The sequence below is a fragment of the Pseudomonas abyssi genome (assembly GCF_002307495.1).
Classification (GTDB): Bacteria; Pseudomonadota; Gammaproteobacteria; order Pseudomonadales; family Pseudomonadaceae; genus Halopseudomonas; species Halopseudomonas abyssi.
In genome coordinates, this window is sequence record NZ_NTMR01000027.1 from 47,821 (window position 1) to 66,779 (window position 18,959).

Annotated in this window: 21 protein-coding genes, 2 tRNA genes and 1 pseudogene; 9 read left to right on the forward strand and 15 right to left on the reverse strand. The window is 60.9% G+C overall.

Annotated elements, in window-relative coordinates; all coding sequences use genetic code 11:
* Positions 1-4: 4 nt before the first annotated feature.
* Complete coding sequence (locus CNQ84_RS17335) at positions 5-1,018, reverse strand: AraC family transcriptional regulator (protein WP_096006092.1); 1,014 nt, start codon at positions 1,016-1,018, stop codon at positions 5-7.
* Between the two features lie 108 nt (positions 1,019-1,126).
* On the opposite strand from CNQ84_RS17335, the gene CNQ84_RS17340 reads away from it, so the two are divergent.
* Positions 1,127-2,059 (forward strand): sterol desaturase family protein, encoded by a 933-nt coding sequence (locus CNQ84_RS17340; RefSeq protein WP_096006093.1) that lies wholly within the window; start codon positions 1,127-1,129, stop codon positions 2,057-2,059.
* A gap of 26 nt (positions 2,060-2,085) precedes the next feature.
* A pseudogene (locus tag CNQ84_RS17345) lies at positions 2,086-2,795 on the forward strand (pseudouridine synthase).
* Here the strand turns inward: CNQ84_RS17345 and CNQ84_RS17350 are convergent.
* The 3 genes from CNQ84_RS17350 to CNQ84_RS17360 are packed head-to-tail and all read right to left on the reverse strand — an operon-like array spanning position 2,774 to position 4,609.
* The gene (locus CNQ84_RS17350; RefSeq protein ID WP_096006094.1) at positions 2,774-3,142 is read right to left on the reverse strand and encodes a cupin domain-containing protein; all 369 of its coding nucleotides are present in this window, start codon (positions 3,140-3,142) and stop codon (positions 2,774-2,776) included. The pseudogene CNQ84_RS17345 and the gene CNQ84_RS17350 overlap by 22 nt on opposite strands.
* Positions 3,142-3,675: an RNA 2',3'-cyclic phosphodiesterase gene (gene thpR, locus CNQ84_RS17355; protein ID WP_165771321.1), complete on the reverse strand. Its 534-nt coding sequence runs from the start codon at positions 3,673-3,675 to the stop codon at positions 3,142-3,144. Before thpR ends, CNQ84_RS17350 begins: the two co-directional genes overlap by 1 nt.
* Entirely contained in the window at positions 3,650-4,609 is a 960-nt protein-coding gene (locus CNQ84_RS17360) for an AraC family transcriptional regulator (protein ID WP_133065917.1), read from the reverse strand. Before CNQ84_RS17360 ends, thpR begins: the two co-directional genes overlap by 26 nt.
* A gap of 39 nt (positions 4,610-4,648) precedes the next feature.
* Between CNQ84_RS17360 and CNQ84_RS17365 the strand changes: the two genes are divergently transcribed.
* The 3 genes from CNQ84_RS17365 (at position 4,649) to CNQ84_RS17375 (ending at position 6,407) form a co-directional block, all read left to right on the forward strand.
* Positions 4,649-5,110, forward strand: a complete 462-nt coding sequence (locus tag CNQ84_RS17365) for a carboxymuconolactone decarboxylase family protein (RefSeq protein ID WP_096006097.1) — start codon at positions 4,649-4,651, stop codon at positions 5,108-5,110.
* 83 nt (positions 5,111-5,193) lie between these two features.
* A complete protein-coding gene (locus CNQ84_RS17370) occupies positions 5,194-5,637 on the forward strand; it encodes a MarR family winged helix-turn-helix transcriptional regulator (protein ID WP_165771322.1) in 444 nt (147 codons plus the stop codon).
* A 14-nt stretch (positions 5,638-5,651) separates the two neighbouring features.
* Positions 5,652-6,407, forward strand: coding sequence for a siderophore-interacting protein (locus CNQ84_RS17375; protein WP_096006099.1), 756 nt, complete (start codon positions 5,652-5,654; stop codon positions 6,405-6,407).
* Here the strand turns inward: CNQ84_RS17375 and CNQ84_RS17380 are convergent.
* Positions 6,392-6,994 carry a GNAT family N-acetyltransferase gene (locus tag CNQ84_RS17380; RefSeq protein ID WP_096006100.1) on the reverse strand — a complete coding sequence of 201 codons (603 nt, stop codon included), beginning with the start codon at positions 6,992-6,994 and terminating at the stop codon, positions 6,392-6,394. The genes CNQ84_RS17375 and CNQ84_RS17380 overlap by 16 nt on opposite strands.
* A complete protein-coding gene (locus tag CNQ84_RS17385; RefSeq protein WP_096006101.1) occupies positions 6,991-7,911 on the reverse strand; it encodes a LysR family transcriptional regulator in 921 nt (306 codons plus the stop codon). Before CNQ84_RS17385 ends, CNQ84_RS17380 begins: the two co-directional genes overlap by 4 nt.
* Positions 7,912-8,095: 184 nt before the next feature.
* Here CNQ84_RS17385 and CNQ84_RS20555 point away from each other — a divergent pair, with 184 nt between their 5' ends.
* The 4 genes from CNQ84_RS20555 (at position 8,096) to CNQ84_RS20980 (ending at position 9,818) form a co-directional block, all read left to right on the forward strand.
* Positions 8,096-8,245, forward strand: a complete 150-nt coding sequence (locus tag CNQ84_RS20555) for a hypothetical protein (protein ID WP_165771323.1) — start codon at positions 8,096-8,098, stop codon at positions 8,243-8,245.
* A gap of 297 nt (positions 8,246-8,542) precedes the next feature.
* Complete coding sequence (locus tag CNQ84_RS17390) at positions 8,543-8,734, forward strand: hypothetical protein (protein WP_096006102.1); 192 nt, start codon at positions 8,543-8,545, stop codon at positions 8,732-8,734.
* A 105-nt stretch (positions 8,735-8,839) separates the two neighbouring features.
* Positions 8,840-9,241 carry a hypothetical protein gene (locus CNQ84_RS20975; protein ID WP_342745779.1) on the forward strand — a complete coding sequence of 134 codons (402 nt, stop codon included), beginning with the start codon at positions 8,840-8,842 and terminating at the stop codon, positions 9,239-9,241.
* A complete protein-coding gene (locus CNQ84_RS20980; RefSeq protein ID WP_342745780.1) occupies positions 9,231-9,818 on the forward strand; it encodes an HAD family hydrolase in 588 nt (195 codons plus the stop codon). The genes CNQ84_RS20975 and CNQ84_RS20980 overlap by 11 nt, the downstream gene beginning before the upstream one ends.
* Positions 9,819-9,896: 78 nt before the next feature.
* Here CNQ84_RS20980 and pnp read toward each other — a convergent pair whose 3' ends face one another.
* The 9 genes from pnp to CNQ84_RS17440 all read right to left on the reverse strand — a co-directional run bounded on the left by pnp (position 9,897) and on the right by CNQ84_RS17440 (position 18,943).
* On the reverse strand, positions 9,897-12,005 hold the full coding sequence (pnp, locus tag CNQ84_RS17400; RefSeq protein ID WP_096006103.1) for a polyribonucleotide nucleotidyltransferase: 2,109 nt from the start codon (positions 12,003-12,005) through the stop codon (positions 9,897-9,899).
* 86 nt (positions 12,006-12,091) lie between these two features.
* Positions 12,092-12,361 (reverse strand): 30S ribosomal protein S15, encoded by a 270-nt coding sequence (gene rpsO / locus CNQ84_RS17405; protein WP_083726848.1) that lies wholly within the window; start codon positions 12,359-12,361, stop codon positions 12,092-12,094.
* A 192-nt stretch (positions 12,362-12,553) separates the two neighbouring features.
* Complete coding sequence (truB, locus tag CNQ84_RS17410; RefSeq protein WP_096006104.1) at positions 12,554-13,474, reverse strand: tRNA pseudouridine(55) synthase TruB; 921 nt, start codon at positions 13,472-13,474, stop codon at positions 12,554-12,556.
* A 3-nt stretch (positions 13,475-13,477) separates the two neighbouring features.
* Positions 13,478-13,864, reverse strand: coding sequence for a 30S ribosome-binding factor RbfA (gene rbfA / locus CNQ84_RS17415; RefSeq protein ID WP_096006105.1), 387 nt, complete (start codon positions 13,862-13,864; stop codon positions 13,478-13,480).
* 94 nt (positions 13,865-13,958) lie between these two features.
* Positions 13,959-16,481, reverse strand: a complete 2,523-nt coding sequence (gene infB, locus CNQ84_RS17420; RefSeq protein ID WP_096006106.1) for a translation initiation factor IF-2 — start codon at positions 16,479-16,481, stop codon at positions 13,959-13,961.
* A gap of 63 nt (positions 16,482-16,544) precedes the next feature.
* On the reverse strand, positions 16,545-18,026 hold the full coding sequence (gene nusA / locus CNQ84_RS17425; protein ID WP_096006107.1) for a transcription termination factor NusA: 1,482 nt from the start codon (positions 18,024-18,026) through the stop codon (positions 16,545-16,547).
* A 50-nt stretch (positions 18,027-18,076) separates the two neighbouring features.
* Positions 18,077-18,532 carry a ribosome maturation factor RimP gene (gene rimP, locus CNQ84_RS17430; protein WP_083726858.1) on the reverse strand — a complete coding sequence of 152 codons (456 nt, stop codon included), beginning with the start codon at positions 18,530-18,532 and terminating at the stop codon, positions 18,077-18,079.
* 145 nt (positions 18,533-18,677) lie between these two features.
* A tRNA-Met gene (locus tag CNQ84_RS17435) sits at positions 18,678-18,754 on the reverse strand.
* A gap of 104 nt (positions 18,755-18,858) precedes the next feature.
* Positions 18,859-18,943: transfer RNA gene (locus CNQ84_RS17440), tRNA-Leu, on the reverse strand.
* Between the last annotated feature and the right edge of the window lie 16 nt (positions 18,944-18,959).

Genomic DNA, 18,959 nt, shown 5'->3' on the forward strand with positions numbered 1-18,959 from the left:
GCCCCTACTCTATACCCAAAGCGGGCGCCTTCCCATGCAGGCGCCGCCATTGCAGTGGCGTCGTTCCAGACCAGCGTCGCCAGGCGCGATTGAAGGCGCTCTGCTCGCTGTAACCGAGTAACAGGGCAATTTCACCCAGCTGCAGGCCGCTATCGGCCAGATACGTCTGCGCCAGCTGCTGGCGGGTGCGCTCGAGTAGCTGCCGCCAGCTTAGTCCACGTCGCTGCAAGCGTCGTTGCACGCTGCGTACCGACAGGTGCAGGTCAGCGGCCAGCTGCACCAGGTTGACCTCGCCCTCCGGCAGACGTCGCACCAGTGCCTGCTGCAGGGCGCGATCCAGCGCATCAGCCGCTGGCAACGCCAGCAACAGCGCCTTGGCCTGCTGTTCCAGCAGGGCGCGCATGGCCAGATCGGTGTGTGCCAACGGCAACGCCAGCAGCGCCGCCGGCAACATCACAGCGGTGCAGCGCTGCGCGAAGGCGACCGCACAACCGAAGTGCACGGCGGCAGCCTGCTGCTGCGCAGCGTTCGCCGCAAAGGCAAAACACACCTGCTGCAAGCGGGCCTGCGGCAGCAAGCGCTGCAACATGCTCCAAAGCGCAGCAATCGCCACCGTATCGGCCAACGGACCGGTGGAGGCCGTCCCCGGCCAGCGCATGACCAGCAGCGAATCCTCCAGCGTCACGCTGACCAGTTGCTCACCGTAGAACAGTTGCTCGTAGCGCTGATAGGCCTGCAGCGCCTCGGCGAGCGTCGCGCTCGCCAGGCTGAGATACCCGAGCAGGCCGGCGTGTCGTGGCTGCGCGCAGGCGCCGATCTGCAGCGCGGGGGCGGCCTCCTGCGGGACCAGCTGTACGGCTTCGGCCAGCATTTGCTGCCAGAGCAGCATGGGCACGGGTTCATCCGGGCGGCGACTGTCCAGCCGCAAACGCAAGTCCGGCGCAACCAGCTGACGCTGGTCCAGCCAGTCACTCAGCAACTGGGTCCAGGCACCGGTCACCCGTACAGGAGTAGCCATCGCATCCTCACTAATTGGCGTATTTGGTCAAAAATGCGGCATCTACTGTCAATAGGCAAGCCCCAGAGCTGGGGCAGGATAGCCGTCATAACAACAACGGAGCAGACCATGGACAGCCTGAGCAACCTGTTCTCTCGCGTGATTGCCGACAGCGGATTGCACACATTGACTGACAGCCTGCCCGCTTGGTTGGCGCTGGATGAGCGCCAGCTGATCTTCGTGCTGGCGACACCCGTGTTCATCGGCGTATTCATCTGGGAGTATCTGAAGATCCGCCATGACCACCGCCTGGTAGATACCCGCGAGTCGCTGCGCAACTTCATGCTGGGCGCGGGCTATCAGACCACCGAGCTGCTGTTTGCCGGGCTGATCGCGTTTCCGCTGCATGCGCTGGCCTATCAACACCGGCTGTTCGACATCCCGCTGACGCTGACGAGCGCGCTGGCGCTCTGGGTGCTGACCGATCTGTGTTTCTACTGGATGCATCGCAGCTCGCATCGGGTGCGCTGGTTCTGGGCCGCCCATGTGACCCACCACTCCAGTGAGCGCATGAACTTCTCGACCGCCATGCGCCAAAACGCCACCAACATCTTCAACGGCGGCTGGCTGTTCTATGTGCCGCTGTCGCTGCTGGGCTTCAACCCGGTATGGATTAGCGTGTGCTATGCCCTGTCACTGGTCTATCAGTTTTTCATCCACACCACACTGGTCGGCAAGCTGCACCCGGCGATCGAGTACCTGTTCAATACGCCAAACCACCACCGGGTTCACCACGCCCGCAATCCGGGCTACATCGACACCAACTACGGCGGCGTTTTTATTGTCTTTGATCGACTGTTCGGCACCTTTACCAGCGAGCGCGCCGATCAACCGATCGACTATGGCATCACCCGCCCGGTCTACAGCAATAGTCTGCTGCTGAACTGGCTGCACGAATATCGCGACATTGCCCGCGACATGCGCCAACCGGGGCCCCTCGGCCAGAGATTGCAGCATCTGTGGCGACCACCGGAATGGGAGCGCCCGCACGACAAGGACTGACCGCAGACGCGGTATACTCCGCGGCCATGAAACTCGACCGCTTCATTGCCAACCATACGCCCCACAGTCGGCAGGCAGCCCGCCTGCTGGTCGCCAGCGGCCGGGTAACCGTTGCCGGGGAGCGCGTTTGCGATCCGCGCTTTGACGTCGATCAGTTCGTCGCCATCCGTCTGGACGGGGCACTGCTGCAAGATCGACCCGCGCTGTTCTACATGCTGCACAAGCCTGTCGGCTTTCTGAGTGCGACCAGGGATCTGCAGCACCGCACGGTGCTTGAGCTGTTTGCGCCCGAACTGCGTGAGCAGCTGCACATCGGCGGCCGCCTGGACCGCGGCTCCAGCGGTTTGCTGATGCTGACCAACGACGGCAGTTGGTCGCGGCGCCTGACCGAGCCGAAGATCAAGCTACCCAAGACCTACCAGGTAACCACCCTGCGGCCGATCAGCAGTGAGACAGCCGAACGTTTTGCCCCGGGATATATATGACCACCGAGCAGCTGACCACCTCACCCGCGCAGCTGCAGCAACTGGGTGAATGCACGTGCCGGCTGACCATCTACGAAGGCCGCTATCACCAGATCAAGCGCATGTTCCACGCCGTCGGCAATCAGGTGGTGTCACTGCACCGCGAAAGCATGGGCGCAATTCAGCTCGACCCGGCTTTAGCACCGGGGCACTACCGCGCGCTGACCGCTGCCGAGATTGCCTCGGTTGATCAGGTTTCCAGATCCTCGTAGCAGTCGGGCTCAAAGCGCGGCGTGCAGATCGCCAGAAACACCAGCGGCTCCGTCCCGATACATCGAATACGCTGCGCGCATCCGGCCGGGATCACGACCACGTCCCCCGCCGCGACCCGTTGCGGCGCCTGCCGAGCCAGCTCCACCAGCCCCTCGCCCGCCTCAATCAGGTAGCGCTCGACGACCTTGTGCAGCCGATGCCAGCGCGTCTGGCCACCCAGCGGCAGGCGCGCCCGGGCAACCGACATCAGCGGGTCGTCCATGTCATTGGATAACTCGTGGATATAGCAGCCCTCTTCAAAGTAATACTCTTCAGACGGGTCAAATCGGCGAATCAACGGGTTCATCAAATCTCCAACGGATAACGCGCCAGCACCGAGTAACGGGAGCCGCCCTGCCCCGCCTCGCTGGCAAACAGGCACACCGCTGAAACCAGCCAGGGCGCCAGTCGCAGGCCGCGCTGGGCCAACAGAAACGGCTGCAACGAGGCGCACTCCGAGCCACAGCGGGCGAGCGTGACATGGGGGACAAACGGCTGTGGATCCACCGCGCACCAGGGCAGGATCAGCGGGTCAACCTGCTCACGCAGTGCCTGCAACGGCGCCGGTGCCACAACGCCGGCCCACAGGATGCGGGGTCTTTGCGGGGAGCCAAAATACCCCACGCCACCTATCTGCAGCTCGAACGCGGGTGCCTGCAGCGCCGATAGCGCCGCGGCCAGGTGCTCGGCCTGCTCCTCACCCAACTCGCCGATAAAGCGCACGGTCAGGTGCAACTGCGCCGCAGATTGCCAGCGCAGACCCGGACCCGGCTCAGCAAGTGCCAGCAAAGCCTGAGCTTGCGCAGCAGGCAGTTCAAGCCCGATAAACAGTCTTGGCATCGCCCCTCTCTGCATCGTGATAGCGGGCCTGCGCGCGGCGCAGGTACTGGCCAGGGGGCACACCGACTACCGCTTTGAAATCATGACTGAAGTGCGCCTGATCGGCATAGCCCGCCAGATACGCGATCTCGACCAGCGGATCGGGTTCACACTGCTTCAACAGCTCACGACTGTAAGCGACCCGGTGCAGGCGACTGTACTGTTTGGCGGTCAGCCCGAGATAGCGCTTGCACAGCCGCTCCAGTTGACGCTGGCCCAGCCCGCTCTGGGCCAACACCTCGGGCAGCGGCTGCATCCCCCGACTTACGCGCAGCAGCTCCAGCGCCCTCGGCAGGGCATCGGCAACCCCGCCACCGGTTGCCAACGCCTTGCCCAGCGCCACCTCCAGCAGGCGCACGCGCTCGGACATGTCCCCCGCCGCCAGCAGTTGCTCCGTCACTGTCGCCAAGTCGAAACGCAGGTATTGAGCGCATTCGAGCCCCATCAGCTCGCCGGCAAACTCACTGGCGGCAGCACGCCAGAACGCGGCGCCCATGCCCGGGCGAAAGCGCGCTGCAAACACCTGCACGCCAGGCTCCAACGCCAATGCGCCGGACTGCGCGGCCGCCGGGTTGAAGATAACCCCTTGCCGCGCCGGCTGCGCATCGACGCTCAAACGTCCTTGCAGCTGGAACAGCAGGGAGGAGCCACCGTCCGGGTGCAACAACTCCCGGTGCTCCGAACCATGGGCGGCCGGCAACGACAGCTCCCAGTAGTGCTGCACATAGGGTGCCAGTGCCGGAGCAGGCGGCAGTTGCCGATAGCCGAAGCCCAGCAGACTGCGTTGCCAGGCGGGCGGGCCGGGCGGCTGAAGAGAAAGGGAGGTCATCACCGCAGAATAGCAAAGCGCCGCCCGGCGCAGGTCGGAAATATACAATACGGTCCGCGCGGACACGGATAGATTGGACTCCCATTCAACCGCTGGAGAGACACAATGCGAGTCGACTACTTCACCGCTGCACCAGGCGTAGCCCGCGCCATGATCGGCCTGGAAGGCTACCTGAACAAGGAGGCCACGGGCGACGACAAATTGCCCAAACGCTTGCTTGAACTGGTCAAGATCCGCGCCTCCCAACTCAATCAGTGCGCCTATTGCCTGGACATGCACACCAAGGACGCACGCGCGCTCGGCGAAACAGAGCAACGCCTCTACGCCCTCAGCGCCTGGCGCGAAACCCCGTTCTTTGATCCGCGCGAGCGCGCGGCCCTGAGCTGGACCGAGGCGCTGACCCGGCTGGAACCTGGCACAGTGACAGAGGCCCTGTTCGAGCAGGTGCATGCCCAATTCAATGATCGCGAACTCAGCGACCTGACCCTGGCCATCTGCGCCATCAATGCCTGGAACCGCTTCGGCGTCGCCTTCGAGCCAGAAGTGGGCAGCTATTCCCCTACCTGACCTGCGCCTGCGGGCAAACTGATTGACAGTGTCAACCAAAACAACTTATGGTTGACACTGTCAACTTATTAGAGCCCTCACCAATGCAGCGCCCCTCCCTCAGCCATGCCCTGCAGCAAGTCGCTCACGCCTACCGCGGCCACATGGCGCAAACCATTCGCCAAGCCGACTTGCCTCTACCCGGCACCCATGTTCGCGCACTCAAGGCCGTCTGCTACATGGAAGGCTGCACCGCCCAGCGCATTGCCCAGCGCATGCGCCGCGACAAGGCGCAGATCACCCGCGTGCTGAACGACCTGCTCGACAGCGGTCTGATTCTCAAGGCGTGTAACCCGGCCGACAAACGCAGCCAGATACTGCATCCGACGTCCGCAGGCGAGATGATGATGCAGCGCATTCAGGCGCTTGAGCAGCAGACGCTGACACGTATGACCCGTGACCTGACCCAAGAAGAGGTCGAGCACTTTATCCGCATTGCCTGGCATATGACCCAGAACCTGGAAGGCGACCTGCCACCAGACAACTGATTGGAGACTGAACCATGGCCAGACCTACACCACGCACCCTGCACGTCATCGGCAAACAGCCGATCAGTCGCAACATGTTGCGCGTGACCCTCGGCGGCGACGGCATGCACGCCTTCCCGGATGACCAGGCCGGGGCCTATATCAAGCTGATTTTCCCGGCCACTGCCGAGCAACCGCAGTTGATGCGCACCTACACGGTGCGCGCGCAACGCGAGCACGAGATCGATGTGGATTTTGTCCTGCATGATGATGGCGGCCCTGCATCGCGCTGGGCCAGCGATTGCCAGCCTGGCGACAGCATACTGGTCGGCGGCCCGGGCCCACGCAAAGCGTTGCACGAGGGACCCGACTGGTATCTCATCGCCGGTGACATGACCGCGCTGCCCGCCATCAGCGTCAACCTGGAGAACCTGCCGCAAGAGGCCCGCGGAGTGGCCGTACTGGAAATACTCGACGAGGCCGATATCCAACCACTGCGGCTACCCGCCGGTATCCAACTGATCTGGCTGGTGAATCCGCACCCCGGCAGTGACGACCACCCGCTGGTCGAGCGCATTCGCCAACTGGACTGGTCAGAAGGACGGGTTCAGGTCTGGGCTGCCTGCGAATTCGGCAGCATGCGCGCGCTGCGGCAGTTTCTGCGTGAAGAACGCAACGTAGCGCGCGGCGACCTCTATATTTCCAGCTACTGGAAAAACGGGGTCAGCGAGGATCAGCACAAGCTGGCCAAGCGCGCCGACGCCGAACAGGCCGATCAGCCCGCAGCATGACGCGCCAAGCGGTGTAGCAGCGCCTTGCGCACCGACGGCCATTCGCTATCGAGAATGGAAAACACCACGGTGTCGCGCCGCGCGCCGTCGGCTTCGATGCGGTGATTGCGTAGTACCCCATCCTGCTTGGCACCGAGGCGGGCGATCGCCGCACGCGAGCGATGATTGTGCCAATGGGTACGAAGCTCGACAGCGATGCACTCCAACTGATCAAAAGCATGCTGCAGCAGGGCCAGCTTGCATTGGGTATTGAGCGCCGAGCGCTGATAGCGCTCGGCGTACCAGGTGTAGCCAATCTCCAGCCGACGGTGGGCGCTATCGGCGTTACACAGCCGCGTGGTTCCAACGACCTCACCGCTCTCGCGCTCAACAACCACAAAGGGTAGCGCGCGGCCGGCGGCTTGTTCGCCCAGGGCGTAGTCGATGTACTCTGCGACACCCTGCGCATCCGGCACCTGGGTAAACCACAACTCCCACAGCCGGCCATCGCTGGCCGCAGCCACCAGCGCCTCAGCGTCCTCACGGCGCAAGGGCCTTAGCTCCGCTAGCTCGCTCTCCAGGGTGATCTCATGCAACCATTGGGTCATGTCCAACTCTCGCGTCCACCGCGTTGCGCCAGGGTTTCGACGCAGTGATCAATGAAGGCTCGCACCGGCGGCAGCATGCCTCGGGGGGTGGTGAATACCATGTGAATCTGCCCCTCCAGCGCATGCCATTGCGGCAGGATATGCACCAGCCGACCAGCACGTATTTCTGCCTCGCAGATATGCTCAGGCAACAGCACCACGCCTCGTCCGGCCACTGCCGCCTCACAAATCAACTGCAGATCGCCGCTACTGAAATGCGGCACATGGTGGTGGTCACAGGTCTCGCCGTGATCATTGGCAAACTCCCAGCGGTCACGCTCCAGCATCTCGCCTACCGACAGCGTAGGAAATCGCGCCAGATCATCCAGCATCTCAGGCGCGCCCCCCAGGCGCTGCAGCAACGCCGGGCTGGCAGCCAGAATACGAGCACCGACGCCAAGCGAGCGCATCGCCAGCGACTGATCGGTATCAAACCGGGTCGCGACCCGAAAGGCCACGTCAATGCGCTCATTGATCAGGTCTACCCGCTGGCTCGACAGCCGCAGCTGCAGCCGAACCTCCGGGTAGCGCGTCATAAAGTCCACCAGCGTCGTGCGGCCCAGGTACTCCAGCATCCCGGCGGACATGGCCACCCGCACCGTACCACGCACCTCATCTCGCGCGGTCATCGCCAGCGCCTCCGACGCCTCCAGCCGCTGCAGAATGACTTCGCATTCGCGGTATAGCTCGCGGCCGATGTCGGTCACCCGAAAACTGCGCGTCGAACGTTCAATCAATCGCGCACCGAAGTCACTCTCGAGCCGCGCGACGCGCTTGCTCAGCTTCGACTTGCGCTCACCAGTGGCGCGCTCAGCCGCCGCAAACCCGCCGTAACGCACCACGCAGGCAAAACACAAAAGGTCATTCAAATCCTGCATCGCATCCGCCAATAGTTTCCAAAAAGAAACAATGAATAACCAACATTATGGCTACAAACCTTATAAAACGGGGATTAATATAAATACAGATCAACCAGGCGGACAGAAACCCTTGCAAACCATAGCCCAATAAGGAAACAGTGATTTCAGGCAGACAACCGCCACCCACCTCGGAGATACCTTCATGAAATACCTGCTCCCGTTACTGATCGCACTGAGCGCGCTGACCGCACCACTGGCGCAGGCCGAAGATGGCAGCAAGCGCTTCAGCGACATGCTGGAACAGCAGCATGGCAAGCTGCAACAAGACCTCAGTACGCCCCACAGGCAATAACCCGAACCTGTCTGAGCTTCGCCCTGCTTGCACCCGCAAGGCAGGGCAAGCGACTCCCGCCCCGTCTCTCCGCCGCATCGCGTCGCAGCCCTCTCATCTGTTTCCAAAAAAGAAATACTGCATCATCAAAAAAGGCGCTACTGCGACAGTTTGTCACCCCCATATAGTGAACACAACGGCCTAATACCGACTGCCTCCGGAAAACATGCGACCAGTCTGTTCGCCCAACCGGAAACAGTTTCAGAATGTTTCACTATAAATCGCAAGCCGGGCCGACCACCACTAGGAGATACAGCCATGAAAAATCTTTCAGCCCTGATCATTGCGTCGTTTCTCGCCTCCAGCCCCGCCGTACAGGCAGATGACGACCGCCATCGCCTGAGCACCAGCGATCGCTCCACCAGCCAAAGCACCGGCGACTACCTTCAGGGGCTAATTGAAGCGCAGGCTCGCGCCGACAGCCAGCGTGAAGACGACCCGCAGAGCTGACCTCGACTGCCCGGGGCAACCGGACACCGCTTAAAACGGCGTCTACACTCCTAAGGACACGCCCGCGCAAGCGGGCACGCCCAACGTGCATAGGAGTATCCGAGCGTGAAAGGACTTGCCCTGCTATTCACACTGCTGATCAGCCTGACCTGCCAAGCTGACACCAGCACGCCACTCTCTTCCTGGCAGGACGGCGCCAGCCGCCAAGCCATTATTTCCTTCGTTCAACGGGTCACTGATCCAGCCTCGCCAGAGCATGTAGCCCTCAGCGACCGCATCGCCGTCTTCGACAACGACGGCACACTCTGGGCAGAGCAACCGATTTACACCCAACTGCTGTTTGTCGCTGACCGGGTACGCGCCCAGGCTGGCGAGAACCCTGCCTGGGAAAGCCAGGAGCCCTTTGCCTCGGTACTCAAGGGAGATCTGGCTGGCGCGTTCAGCTCAAGCCACGACGCCCCGGTACAACTGATCCGTGCCAGCCAGGCAGGCAGGATTGGATACTGACTCCTTCGACCAAGTCGTGCGGGACTGGATACAGACAGCTCGCCACCCCACCACCGACAAACCCTTCACCCGCATGGTGTACCAGCCGATGCTGGAGTTACTCGACTACCTGCAGGACAACGACTTCAAGAGCTTTATCGTTTCCGGTGGCGGCGTCGACTTCATGCGTCCCTGGACCGAATCGGTGCACGGCATTCCGCCAGAGCGTGTGGTCGGCAGCCGCACAGCCAAACAGCTGGCCGTGCAGGACGGTGTTGTGCGGGTTGTGCACGAAGGCACCATGGAGTTCAACGACGACAAGGAAGGCAAGCCCATCGGTATCAGCCAACATATCGGCCGGCGCCCGATCGCGGCGTTCGGCAACTCCGACGGGGATCTGCAGATGCTGCAATGGACGACCGCCGGCGATGGCGCACGCTTTGCCCTGATCGTGCACCACACCGACGCCGAACGCGAATGGGCTTATGACCGAGACTCCAGCATAGGTCGCCTGGACCAGGCGCTGGACGCTGCGACAGAGCATGGCTGGACCGTGGTTAACATGAAGCAGGACTGGAAACAGGTATTTCCGGACTGAGCTACCTTTCACGAAAACCGAGCATAAAAAACCCGGCGTGCGCCGGGTTTTTTTACTGCAACGAGCGATCAGGGGCGATCAGACGCCGCTGGTCTCGGCCGCTTCCACATCCTTCATGGACAGCTTGATACGGCCGCGGTTGTCCACGTCCAGCACCAGTACTTTCACTTCCTGACCTTCCTGCAGCACGTCGGTCACCTTCTCGATACGCTCATTGGCGATTTGCGAGATGTGAACCAGTCCGTCCTTGCCCGGCAGGATGTTGACGAAGGCACCGAAGTCGACAATGCGCTCAACCTTACCGGTGTAGACCTTGCCGATTTCCGCTTCAGCGGTGATGGCGTCAACACGCGCCTTGGCGGCGTTGGCGGCGTCTTTGCTGGCAGCGAAGATCTTGACCATGCCGTCGTCGGTGATGTCGATGGAGGCGCCAGTCTCGTCGCAGATGCCACGGATGGTCGCACCGCCCTTGCCGATCACATCGCGGATTTTCTCCGGATCGATCTTCATGCTCAGCATGGTCGGCGCATTGGAAGAAATTTCCTTGCGCGACTCGGGCAGCACGTCGTTCATCTGCTTGAGGATGTGCAGACGCGCTTCGTGCGCCTGACCCAGCGCGATTTCCATGATCTCTTCGGTGATGCCGTTGATCTTGATGTCCATCTGCAGCGCAGTAACACCCTTCTCGGTACCGGCAACCTTGAAGTCCATGTCGCCCAGGTGATCTTCGTCACCCAGGATGTCGGTCAGAACGGCGAATTTATCGCCCTCTTTCACCAGACCCATGGCGATACCGGCAACCGGCGCCTTCATCGGCACACCGGCGTCCATCAGAGCCAGAGAGGCACCACAGACCGAAGCCATCGAGCTGGAGCCGTTGGATTCAGTGATCTCGGACACCACGCGGATGGAGTACGGGAACTGCTCCATGTCAGGCATGACAGCCTGGACACCACGGCGGGCCAGACGCCCGTGACCGATCTCGCGACGGCCAGTACCGCCCATACGACCGCACTCACCTACCGAGTAGGGAGGGAAGTTGTAGTGGAACATGAAGGGCTCTTTGCGCTCGCCTTCCAGCATGTCCAGCAGCTGAGAGTCACGGGCAGTACCCAGAGTGGTCACAACCAGCGCCTGAGTCTCGCCACGGGTGAACAGCGCGGAGCCGTGAGTGCGGTCCAGCACGCCAACTTCGATGTTCAACGGACGGACAGTCTTGGTGTCACGACCGTCGATACGCGGATTGCCATTAACGATGCTCTCGCGCACGGTGCGGTATTCGATTTCGCCGAATACGTCTTTGACTTCACCGGCAGAGAACTTGCCTTCTTCCTCACCGGACAAGGCTGCCACAGCCTGATCACGCAGCTCACCCAGACGGGTGTAGCGCTCCTGCTTGTTGACGATGGTGTAAGCGTCGGCGATACCGGCACCAAACTCGCCCTTGATGGCGTTGATCAGCGCAGTGTTTTCAGCAGGTGCCTGCCAGTCCCAAGCCGGCTTGCCAGCTTCGGCGGCGAATTCCTTGATGGCGGCGATGGCGCCCTGGAATTCCATGTGAGCGAACAGGACTGCACCCAGCATCTGGTCTTCGGTCAGCTCCTGTGCTTCGGACTCAACCATCAGTACCGCTTCTTCGGTACCGGCAACAACCATGTCCAGACGCGAGGTTGCCAGCTCTTCGTAGTTCGGATTCAGCACGTAGCCCCGCTGATCGTCAAACGCAACGCGGGCAGCGCCGATCGGGCCGCCGAACGGCACGCCGGAGATCGCCAGCGCGGCGGAGGTACCGATCAGCGCAGCGATATCAGGGTCAGTTGTCTTGTCGGTAGACACTACGGTGCAGACAACCTGCACTTCGTTCATGAAGCCTTCGGCGAACAGCGGGCGGATCGGACGATCGATCAGACGGGAGGTCAGGGTTTCTTTCTCGGAGGGACGGCCTTCGCGCTTGAAGAAACCACCGGGGATACGGCCAGCGGCGTAGGTCTTCTCGATGTAGTGCACGGACAGAGGGAAGAAATCGCGGCCAGCTTCGGGCTGCTTGGCGGCCACCACGGTGACCAGGACGCTGACAGCGTTATCGATACTGACCAGAACGGCACCGGAAGCCTGGCGAGCAATGCGGCCTGTTTCCATGGTGACGGTGCTGTTGCCTAACTTGAATTGCTTGATTACCGGTTTCACGGTGTCTTCTCTCTCTTCTTTGCCTTTGGGGGAAACTCTGGGCATGGCCGGGAATCGGACCCGGCCATGTCCAAACGGGGCTGGTCTTAGCGACGCAGACCCAGACTGCTGATCAAAGCGCTGTAACGAGACAGGTCTTTCGATTTCAGGTAGTCCAGCAGCTTGCGGCGCTGGTTAACCATGCGAATCAGACCACGACGGGAGTGGTGATCCTTCTTGTTGTCCTTGAAGTGGCCTTGCAGCTTGTTGATGTTTGCAGTCAACAGAGCTACCTGGACTTCCGGAGAACCGGTATCACCTTCGCCGCGCTTGTACTCGGCAACGATTGCAGCTTTTTCTTCAACACTCAGTGACATCTCGTATTTCCTCTGAGGTAACAGGCCGGGAGCAGTTCTCCCGTGTTTTAAATCGAGGTATGACCATGCCTGTTGACAGCCACCCTCGTGGTGACCCGCTATCGGGTCAACTCCAACGCCGAATCATACTCCCGAATGGTCGAGGATTCAGCCCAATTCTGCATTGCCGCCCGCGCCGCAGGCGACGAACCATCAGGGATCGAAGCGCAGCAGCCGCTTGGGCGCAACGCGCGCGTCGTCGGTCATCTCGCCAATGCCGAGAAAACGGCCGCTGGCATCGCGCAAACGCACCTTGCCAAAGGCCGGGCTACCCGGCACCCGCACGGCCTGGCCGTGATTCAGGTAGTAGGCAGTCTGCTCGGTCAAATCCAGTACCGGCCAGTCTTCCAGACCGCTGTCCATCGGCAGCAGCAGGTGATCCAATGCTTCGGCACCGCCCTCGGCGTGCAACGCCTCGAGCGCTTCCAGCGTAACTGACTGACTCAGATCGAAGGGGCCTGCCTTGATGCGGCGCAACGCAGCCACATGCGCACCACAGCCAAGCGCCGCGCCGATATCCTCAACCAGACTGCGTATATAGGTACCCTTGCTGCAATGTACTTCCAACTGCAGACGGTCGCCTTCAAGGCCCAGAATGTTGAGCTCACTGATGGTCACCGTGCGCGCCTTGCGCTCAATGGTTTCGCCGGCGCGTGCCAGCTTGTAGAGTGGCTGACCTTCGTGCTTGAGCGCCGAATACATCGGCGGCACCTGGTCAATCTCGCCGCGGAAGCGCGGCAACAGCGCCTCAACGTCCGCAAGCGCAACGTCGACCGGCTTCATCTCCAGCACATCACCCTCAGCATCACCGGTGGCGGTGGTCATGCCTAGCCGCGCTTCGGTGACATACGCCTTGTCGGCATCGAGCAGGTACTGCGAAAACTTGGTCGCCTCGCCCAGACACAGCGGCAGCACGCCGGTCGCCAAGGGATCAAGACTACCGGTGTGCCCGCCTTTGGCAGCATTGAACAGCCAGCGGACCTTTTGCAGGGCCGCGTTGGAGCTCATGCCCAGGGGCTTGTCGAAAATCAGGATGCCGTCAATCGCACGGCGCTTGCTCTTCGCTCCAGCCACCCGCTACTCCTTGTCGCCGTCGCCATGCTGGCGATCTTCCGCTACCGCACGCTCAATCAGTGACGACAGGTGCACACCGCGACGGATGCTCTCGTCGTACTGGAAATGCAGGCTCGGAATCGTCCGCAACTTCATGGTACGGCCCAGCAGCATGCGCAGATAACCGGAAGCGTCTTTCAAGATATCAAGGTTGAGCGCGATATCTTCGGCACTGTCCCGGTTCATCAGAGTGATAAACACCTTCGCGTGGGACATGTCGCGACTGACCTCAACGGCCGTCACGGTGACCATACCCAAGCGCGGATCGCGGACCTCACGCTGAATCAGCTGCGCCAGTTCGCGCTGCATCTGATCAGCTACCCGCTGGGTACGACTGTATTCTTTTGCCATAGTAACCATCTCAAGCGACAAACTCCGGGCTGCCAGGCAGACCGGAGTTTGTCGCGAATATCAGGCGGCGCCCGACAGGGCCACCGCTATCGAATTACAGACTGCGCTGTACCTGAACACGCTCGAACACCTCGATACGGTCGCCGGTACGCACGTCGTTGTAGTTCTTGACGCCGATACCACACTCCATACCGTTGCGCACTTCGCCGACGTCATCCTTGAAGCGACGCAGGGATTCCAGCTCGCCTTCGTAGATAACCACGTCTTCGCGCAGTACACGGATCGGACGGTTACGATGCACGGTGCCCTCGATGACCATACAGCCAGCCACCGCGCCAAACTTCGGCGAACGGAACACATCACGCACTTCGGCGACACCCAGAATCTGCTCGCGAACATCGCTGCCGAGCATACCGGACAGAGCCTTCTTCACGTCATCAATGATCTCGTAGATGACACTGTAGTAACGCAGATCCAGACCTTCAGTCTCGATGATCTTGCGCGCCGCTGCGTCCGCACGGACGTTGAAGCCGAAGACTACCGCGTTGGAGGCCAGTGCCAGGTTGGCGTCGGTCTCGGTGATACCGCCCACGCCGCCGGAGACGATCTTGACCTGTACTTCGTCGTTGCCCAGCTCGGACAGCGAGCCCTGCAGTGCTTCCAGGGAGCCACGCACGTCGGCCTTGATAACGATATTGAGGGTCTTCTTCTCGTCCTGGCCCATGTTCTCGAACATGTTTTCCAGCTTGGCAGACTGCTGACGCGCCAGCTTGATCTCGCGGAACTTGCCTTGGCGGAACAGCGCCACTTCACGGGCCTTCTTCTCGTCGGCCACGACGTTCAGCTCGTCACCGGCATCCGGCGTGCCATCCAGACCCAGGATCTCGACCGGAATGGAGGGGCCGGCTTCCTTGATCGGCTGGCCGTTCTCGTCAAGCATGGCACGAACACGGCCGTAGTTGACACCAGCCAGCACCACGTCGCCCTGACGCAGGGTACCGTTCTGCACCAGCACGGTCGCCACCGGGCCACGACCCTTGTCGAGACGGGATTCAACGACTACACCACGACCAGGCGCAGAGGGCTGAGCTTTCAGCTCCAGAACTTCAGCCTGCAGCAGGACCGCTTCGAGCAGCTCTTCGATACCAGTCCCGGCCTTGGCCGAGACGGGCACGAACATGGTGTCGCCACCCCACTCTTCCGGAATTACATCACGGGCTGCCAGATCGTTCTTGATGCGATCCGGATCGGCGTCTTCCTTGTCGATCTTGTTGATCGCGACAACGATAGGTACACCGGCCGCCTTGGCGTGTTGAATCGCCTCTTCGGTCTGCGGCATCACACCGTCATCGGCGGCAACCACCAGAATCACGATATCGGTTGCCTTGGCACCGCGGGCACGCATGGCGGTAAAGGCTGCGTGACCGGGGGTATCCAGGAAGGTCACCATGCCGCGATCGGTTTCCACGTGGTAGGCACCGATGTGCTGGGTAATACCACCCGCCTCACCGGAGGCCACTTTGGCACGACGAATGTAGTCGAGCAAAGAGGTCTTACCGTGGTCAACGTGGCCCATGACAGTCACCACCGGCGCACGGCTCAGCTCTTCACCTTCATGGTGCATGGACTCAACCAGCTTGTCTTCCAGATCGCTCTCGCGAACCTGCTTGACCTTGTGGCCCATGTCTTCGGCAACGATGGCTGCCGTGTCCTGATCCAGTACCTGGTTGATCGTCACCATGGTGCCGTTCTTGAACATGTACTTGATGACCTCGGCGGCCTTGACCGACATCTTCTGCGCCAGCTCGGCAACGGTGATGGTTTCACCGATCACCACTTCACGAACCACCGGGCCGGAGGGCTTCTCGAAGCCATGCTGATTGCGCTTTTTGGCTTTCAGCTTGCCACCACCGCCGCGGCGACGGCTGTCGCCATCGTCATCGACCGAAAGACGCGGAGCGTTCCGGGCCTTGTCTTTGCCACCATGGCCGCCAGCGCGCTTGCGGCTGCGCTGCTCTTCCTCGTCGCGAGACTTGCGACGGGCTTCTTCTTTCTTTTTGTGATGCTCAGCCGGAGTCGGCTCAGCAGGCGGAACCGGGGCCGACGCCGGGGCAGCAGCCTCCGCGACAGCCGCTTCTGCCTCTTTGGCCGCCGCGACGGCGGCAGCATCAGCCTGACGCTTGGCTTCAGCATTCGCGGCATCCGCCTCGCGTTGCGCAGCTTCCTCAGCCTTGCGCTTGGCTTCTGCTTCAGCTGCTTGCTGGCGAGCTTCTTCTGCTGCGCGCAGCTGCTCGAGCTCGCGCTGACGCTCGGCTTCCAAATCGGCCGGCTCACGCTTGACGTAGGTGCGCTTCTTGCGCACTTCCACGTTTACCGTCTTGCTGCCAGCGACCTTCAAGGTGCTGACTGTTTTGCGCTTGAGGGTAATCTTGCGCGGCTCTGAGCCGGAATCACCATGGGCGTTTTTCAGATACGCCAGCAGCGCCTGCTTTTCATCATCACTGACTGCCTGCGCAGGGCCAGTCTGCGACAGACCCGCTTCCTGCATCTGTTGCAGCAGGCGCTCTACCGGAGTACCTACTTCATCAGCCAATTGTTTGACCGTCACTTCCGCCATTCACTTCTCTCCTCAGTCGGGTCCGTGCGTCACCGCAGGGGGAATCTCGTCGAGTCCGACCGGTTATTCAAACCAGGGGGCGCGGGCTGCCATGATCAGAGCCGCAGCACGCTCTTCATCGATACCGTCGATGTCGAGCAGGTCATCAACAGACTGCTCGGCCAGATCTTCCATTGTCAGGATGCCGTTGGCAGCGAGCTGAAACGCCAGCGCACGGTCCATACCATCCATGTTCAGCAGGTCGTCAGCCGGCTGAGCATCTTCCAGTTTTTCCTCGTTGGCGATGGCTTTGGTCAGCAGGCGATCCTTGGCACGAGCACGCAGCTCGTTGACGATATCCTCATCAAAGCCATCGATCTCCAGCAGCTCTTCCATCGGTACATAGGCCACCTCTTCCAAGGTGGTGAAACCTTCTTCAACCAGCATCTGTGCGACTTCTTCGTCCACATCCAGCTCGTCGACAAAGTTGCGCAGAATGTCACCGGTCTCGGCTTCCTGCTTGGCTCGGATATCATCCTCGGTCATCACATTCAGCGTCCAGCCGGTCAGCTGACTGGCCAGACGGACGTTCTGGCCGCTGCGGCCGATGGCCTGAGCCAGATTGTCTTCAGCCACCGCCAGATCAATGGTCTGGGTGTCTTCATCCAGAATGATGGAGGCGATTTCCGCCGGCGCCATGGCGTTGATCACAAATTGCGCCAGGTTGTCGTCCCAGAGCACGATGTCTACGCGCTCGCCACACAGCTCACCGGAGACCGCCTGCACACGAGAACCGCGCATACCGATACAGGCACCTTGCGGATCGATGCGCTTGTCCTTGGAGCGAACGGCGATCTTGGCGCGCGAGCCCGGATCACGGGCAGCGCCCATGACTTCGATCAGCTCTTCAGCAATTTCCGGCACTTCGATGCGGAACAGCTCGATGATCATTTCCGGACAGGCGCGCGACAGCACCAGCTGCGGGCCACGGTTCTCGGTGCGGATATCCTTCAGCAGGGCACGAATACGGGTGCCGGAGCGGAAGGTTTCACGCGGAATCATTTCTTCACGAGGCAGCACCGCTTCGGCGTTATTACCCAGATCGACGATCACGCTGTCGCGGGTAACCTTCTTGACCGTACCGCTGATAATGTCGCCCAAACGATCGCGGTAGGCATCGACCACCTGCGCACGCTCGGCTTCACGTACCTTTTGCACGATCACCTGCTTGGCGATCTGGGCGGCAATACGACCAAACTCGACCGATTCGATCTTTTCTTCAGTAACGTCACCAATGGCCAGGGCGGCATCGCGCTCCTGTGCCTGATCCAGTGTCAACTGAATGTCCGGATCATCAAAGTCTTCATCAGCCACAACGGTCCAGCGGCGGAAGGTATCGTAGTCGCCGGTGTGGCGGTTGATCGACACACGCACGTCTACTTCGTCTTCGTAACGCTTTTTGGTCGCCGTCGCCAACGCCAGCTCCAGCGCTTCGAAGATAACTCCGGGTGGAACACCCTTCTCGTTGGAAACGGATTCCACAACCAGCAACACTTCTTTGCTCATCGTATGCCTCGCCTAACGCCATCCATTGGGCCGTGCAGCCCGAAATTTGCTCAAAAACGCGGAATGATATTGCCCTTGTCGATCCAGTCGACGGGCAGCAGGTACTCGTGATCATCTACCTGCAAAACGACTTCATCACCTTCCACGCCGCGAATTACACCCTGAAAATTGCGCCGCCCCTCATAGGGCGAGCGCAGTCTGATCTTGGCCTGCTCTCCTACATAGGCTGCGTACTGCTCCAGACGAAACAGCGGCCGGTCCATACCAGGAGACGAGACTTCCAGGGTGTAGTCACCTGAAATCGGGTCTTCCACATCCAGTACCGCACTGGCCTGTCGGCTGACAGCGGCACAAGCCTCAACGCTCACCCCTTCCGGGTGATCTATATAGACGCGCAACAGGGTGTGCTTACCCTGGGACAGATATTCGATCCCCCAGCAGCTGTAGCCCAAGGCCTCGACCACCGGGACCAGCAGGGCCTCCAACTCAGTCACTTTGCCGGACACATTCACCGCCTGTTTGTTGCATGAATAAAAAATGGGCCTAAAGCCCATCGTTGAGTCTGGCCACTTCGCACAGGCGAAGCCCAGAGACCAATGCCGAACCGGCATATAGCTAACAAAAAGCCCCTGAAAAGGGGCCTTTTGAGACTGGTTGCGGGGGCAGGATTTGAACCTACGACCTTCGGGTTATGAGCCCGACGAGCTACCAGACTGCTCCACCCCGCGTCGAATCTAGGGCGTGAATTATACGCGCAGAAGCCTCGCAAGACAACCGGCGTAAACCACCCCTGAAAAGAACAGGGCCTGTCAAACCAGGCCCTTATTTTGATTGGTGCGGAAGATGGGACTCGAACCCATACACCCTAAGGCACTACCCCCTCAAGATAGCGTGTCTACCAATTCCACCACTTCCGCAAAAACTTTTTACCAT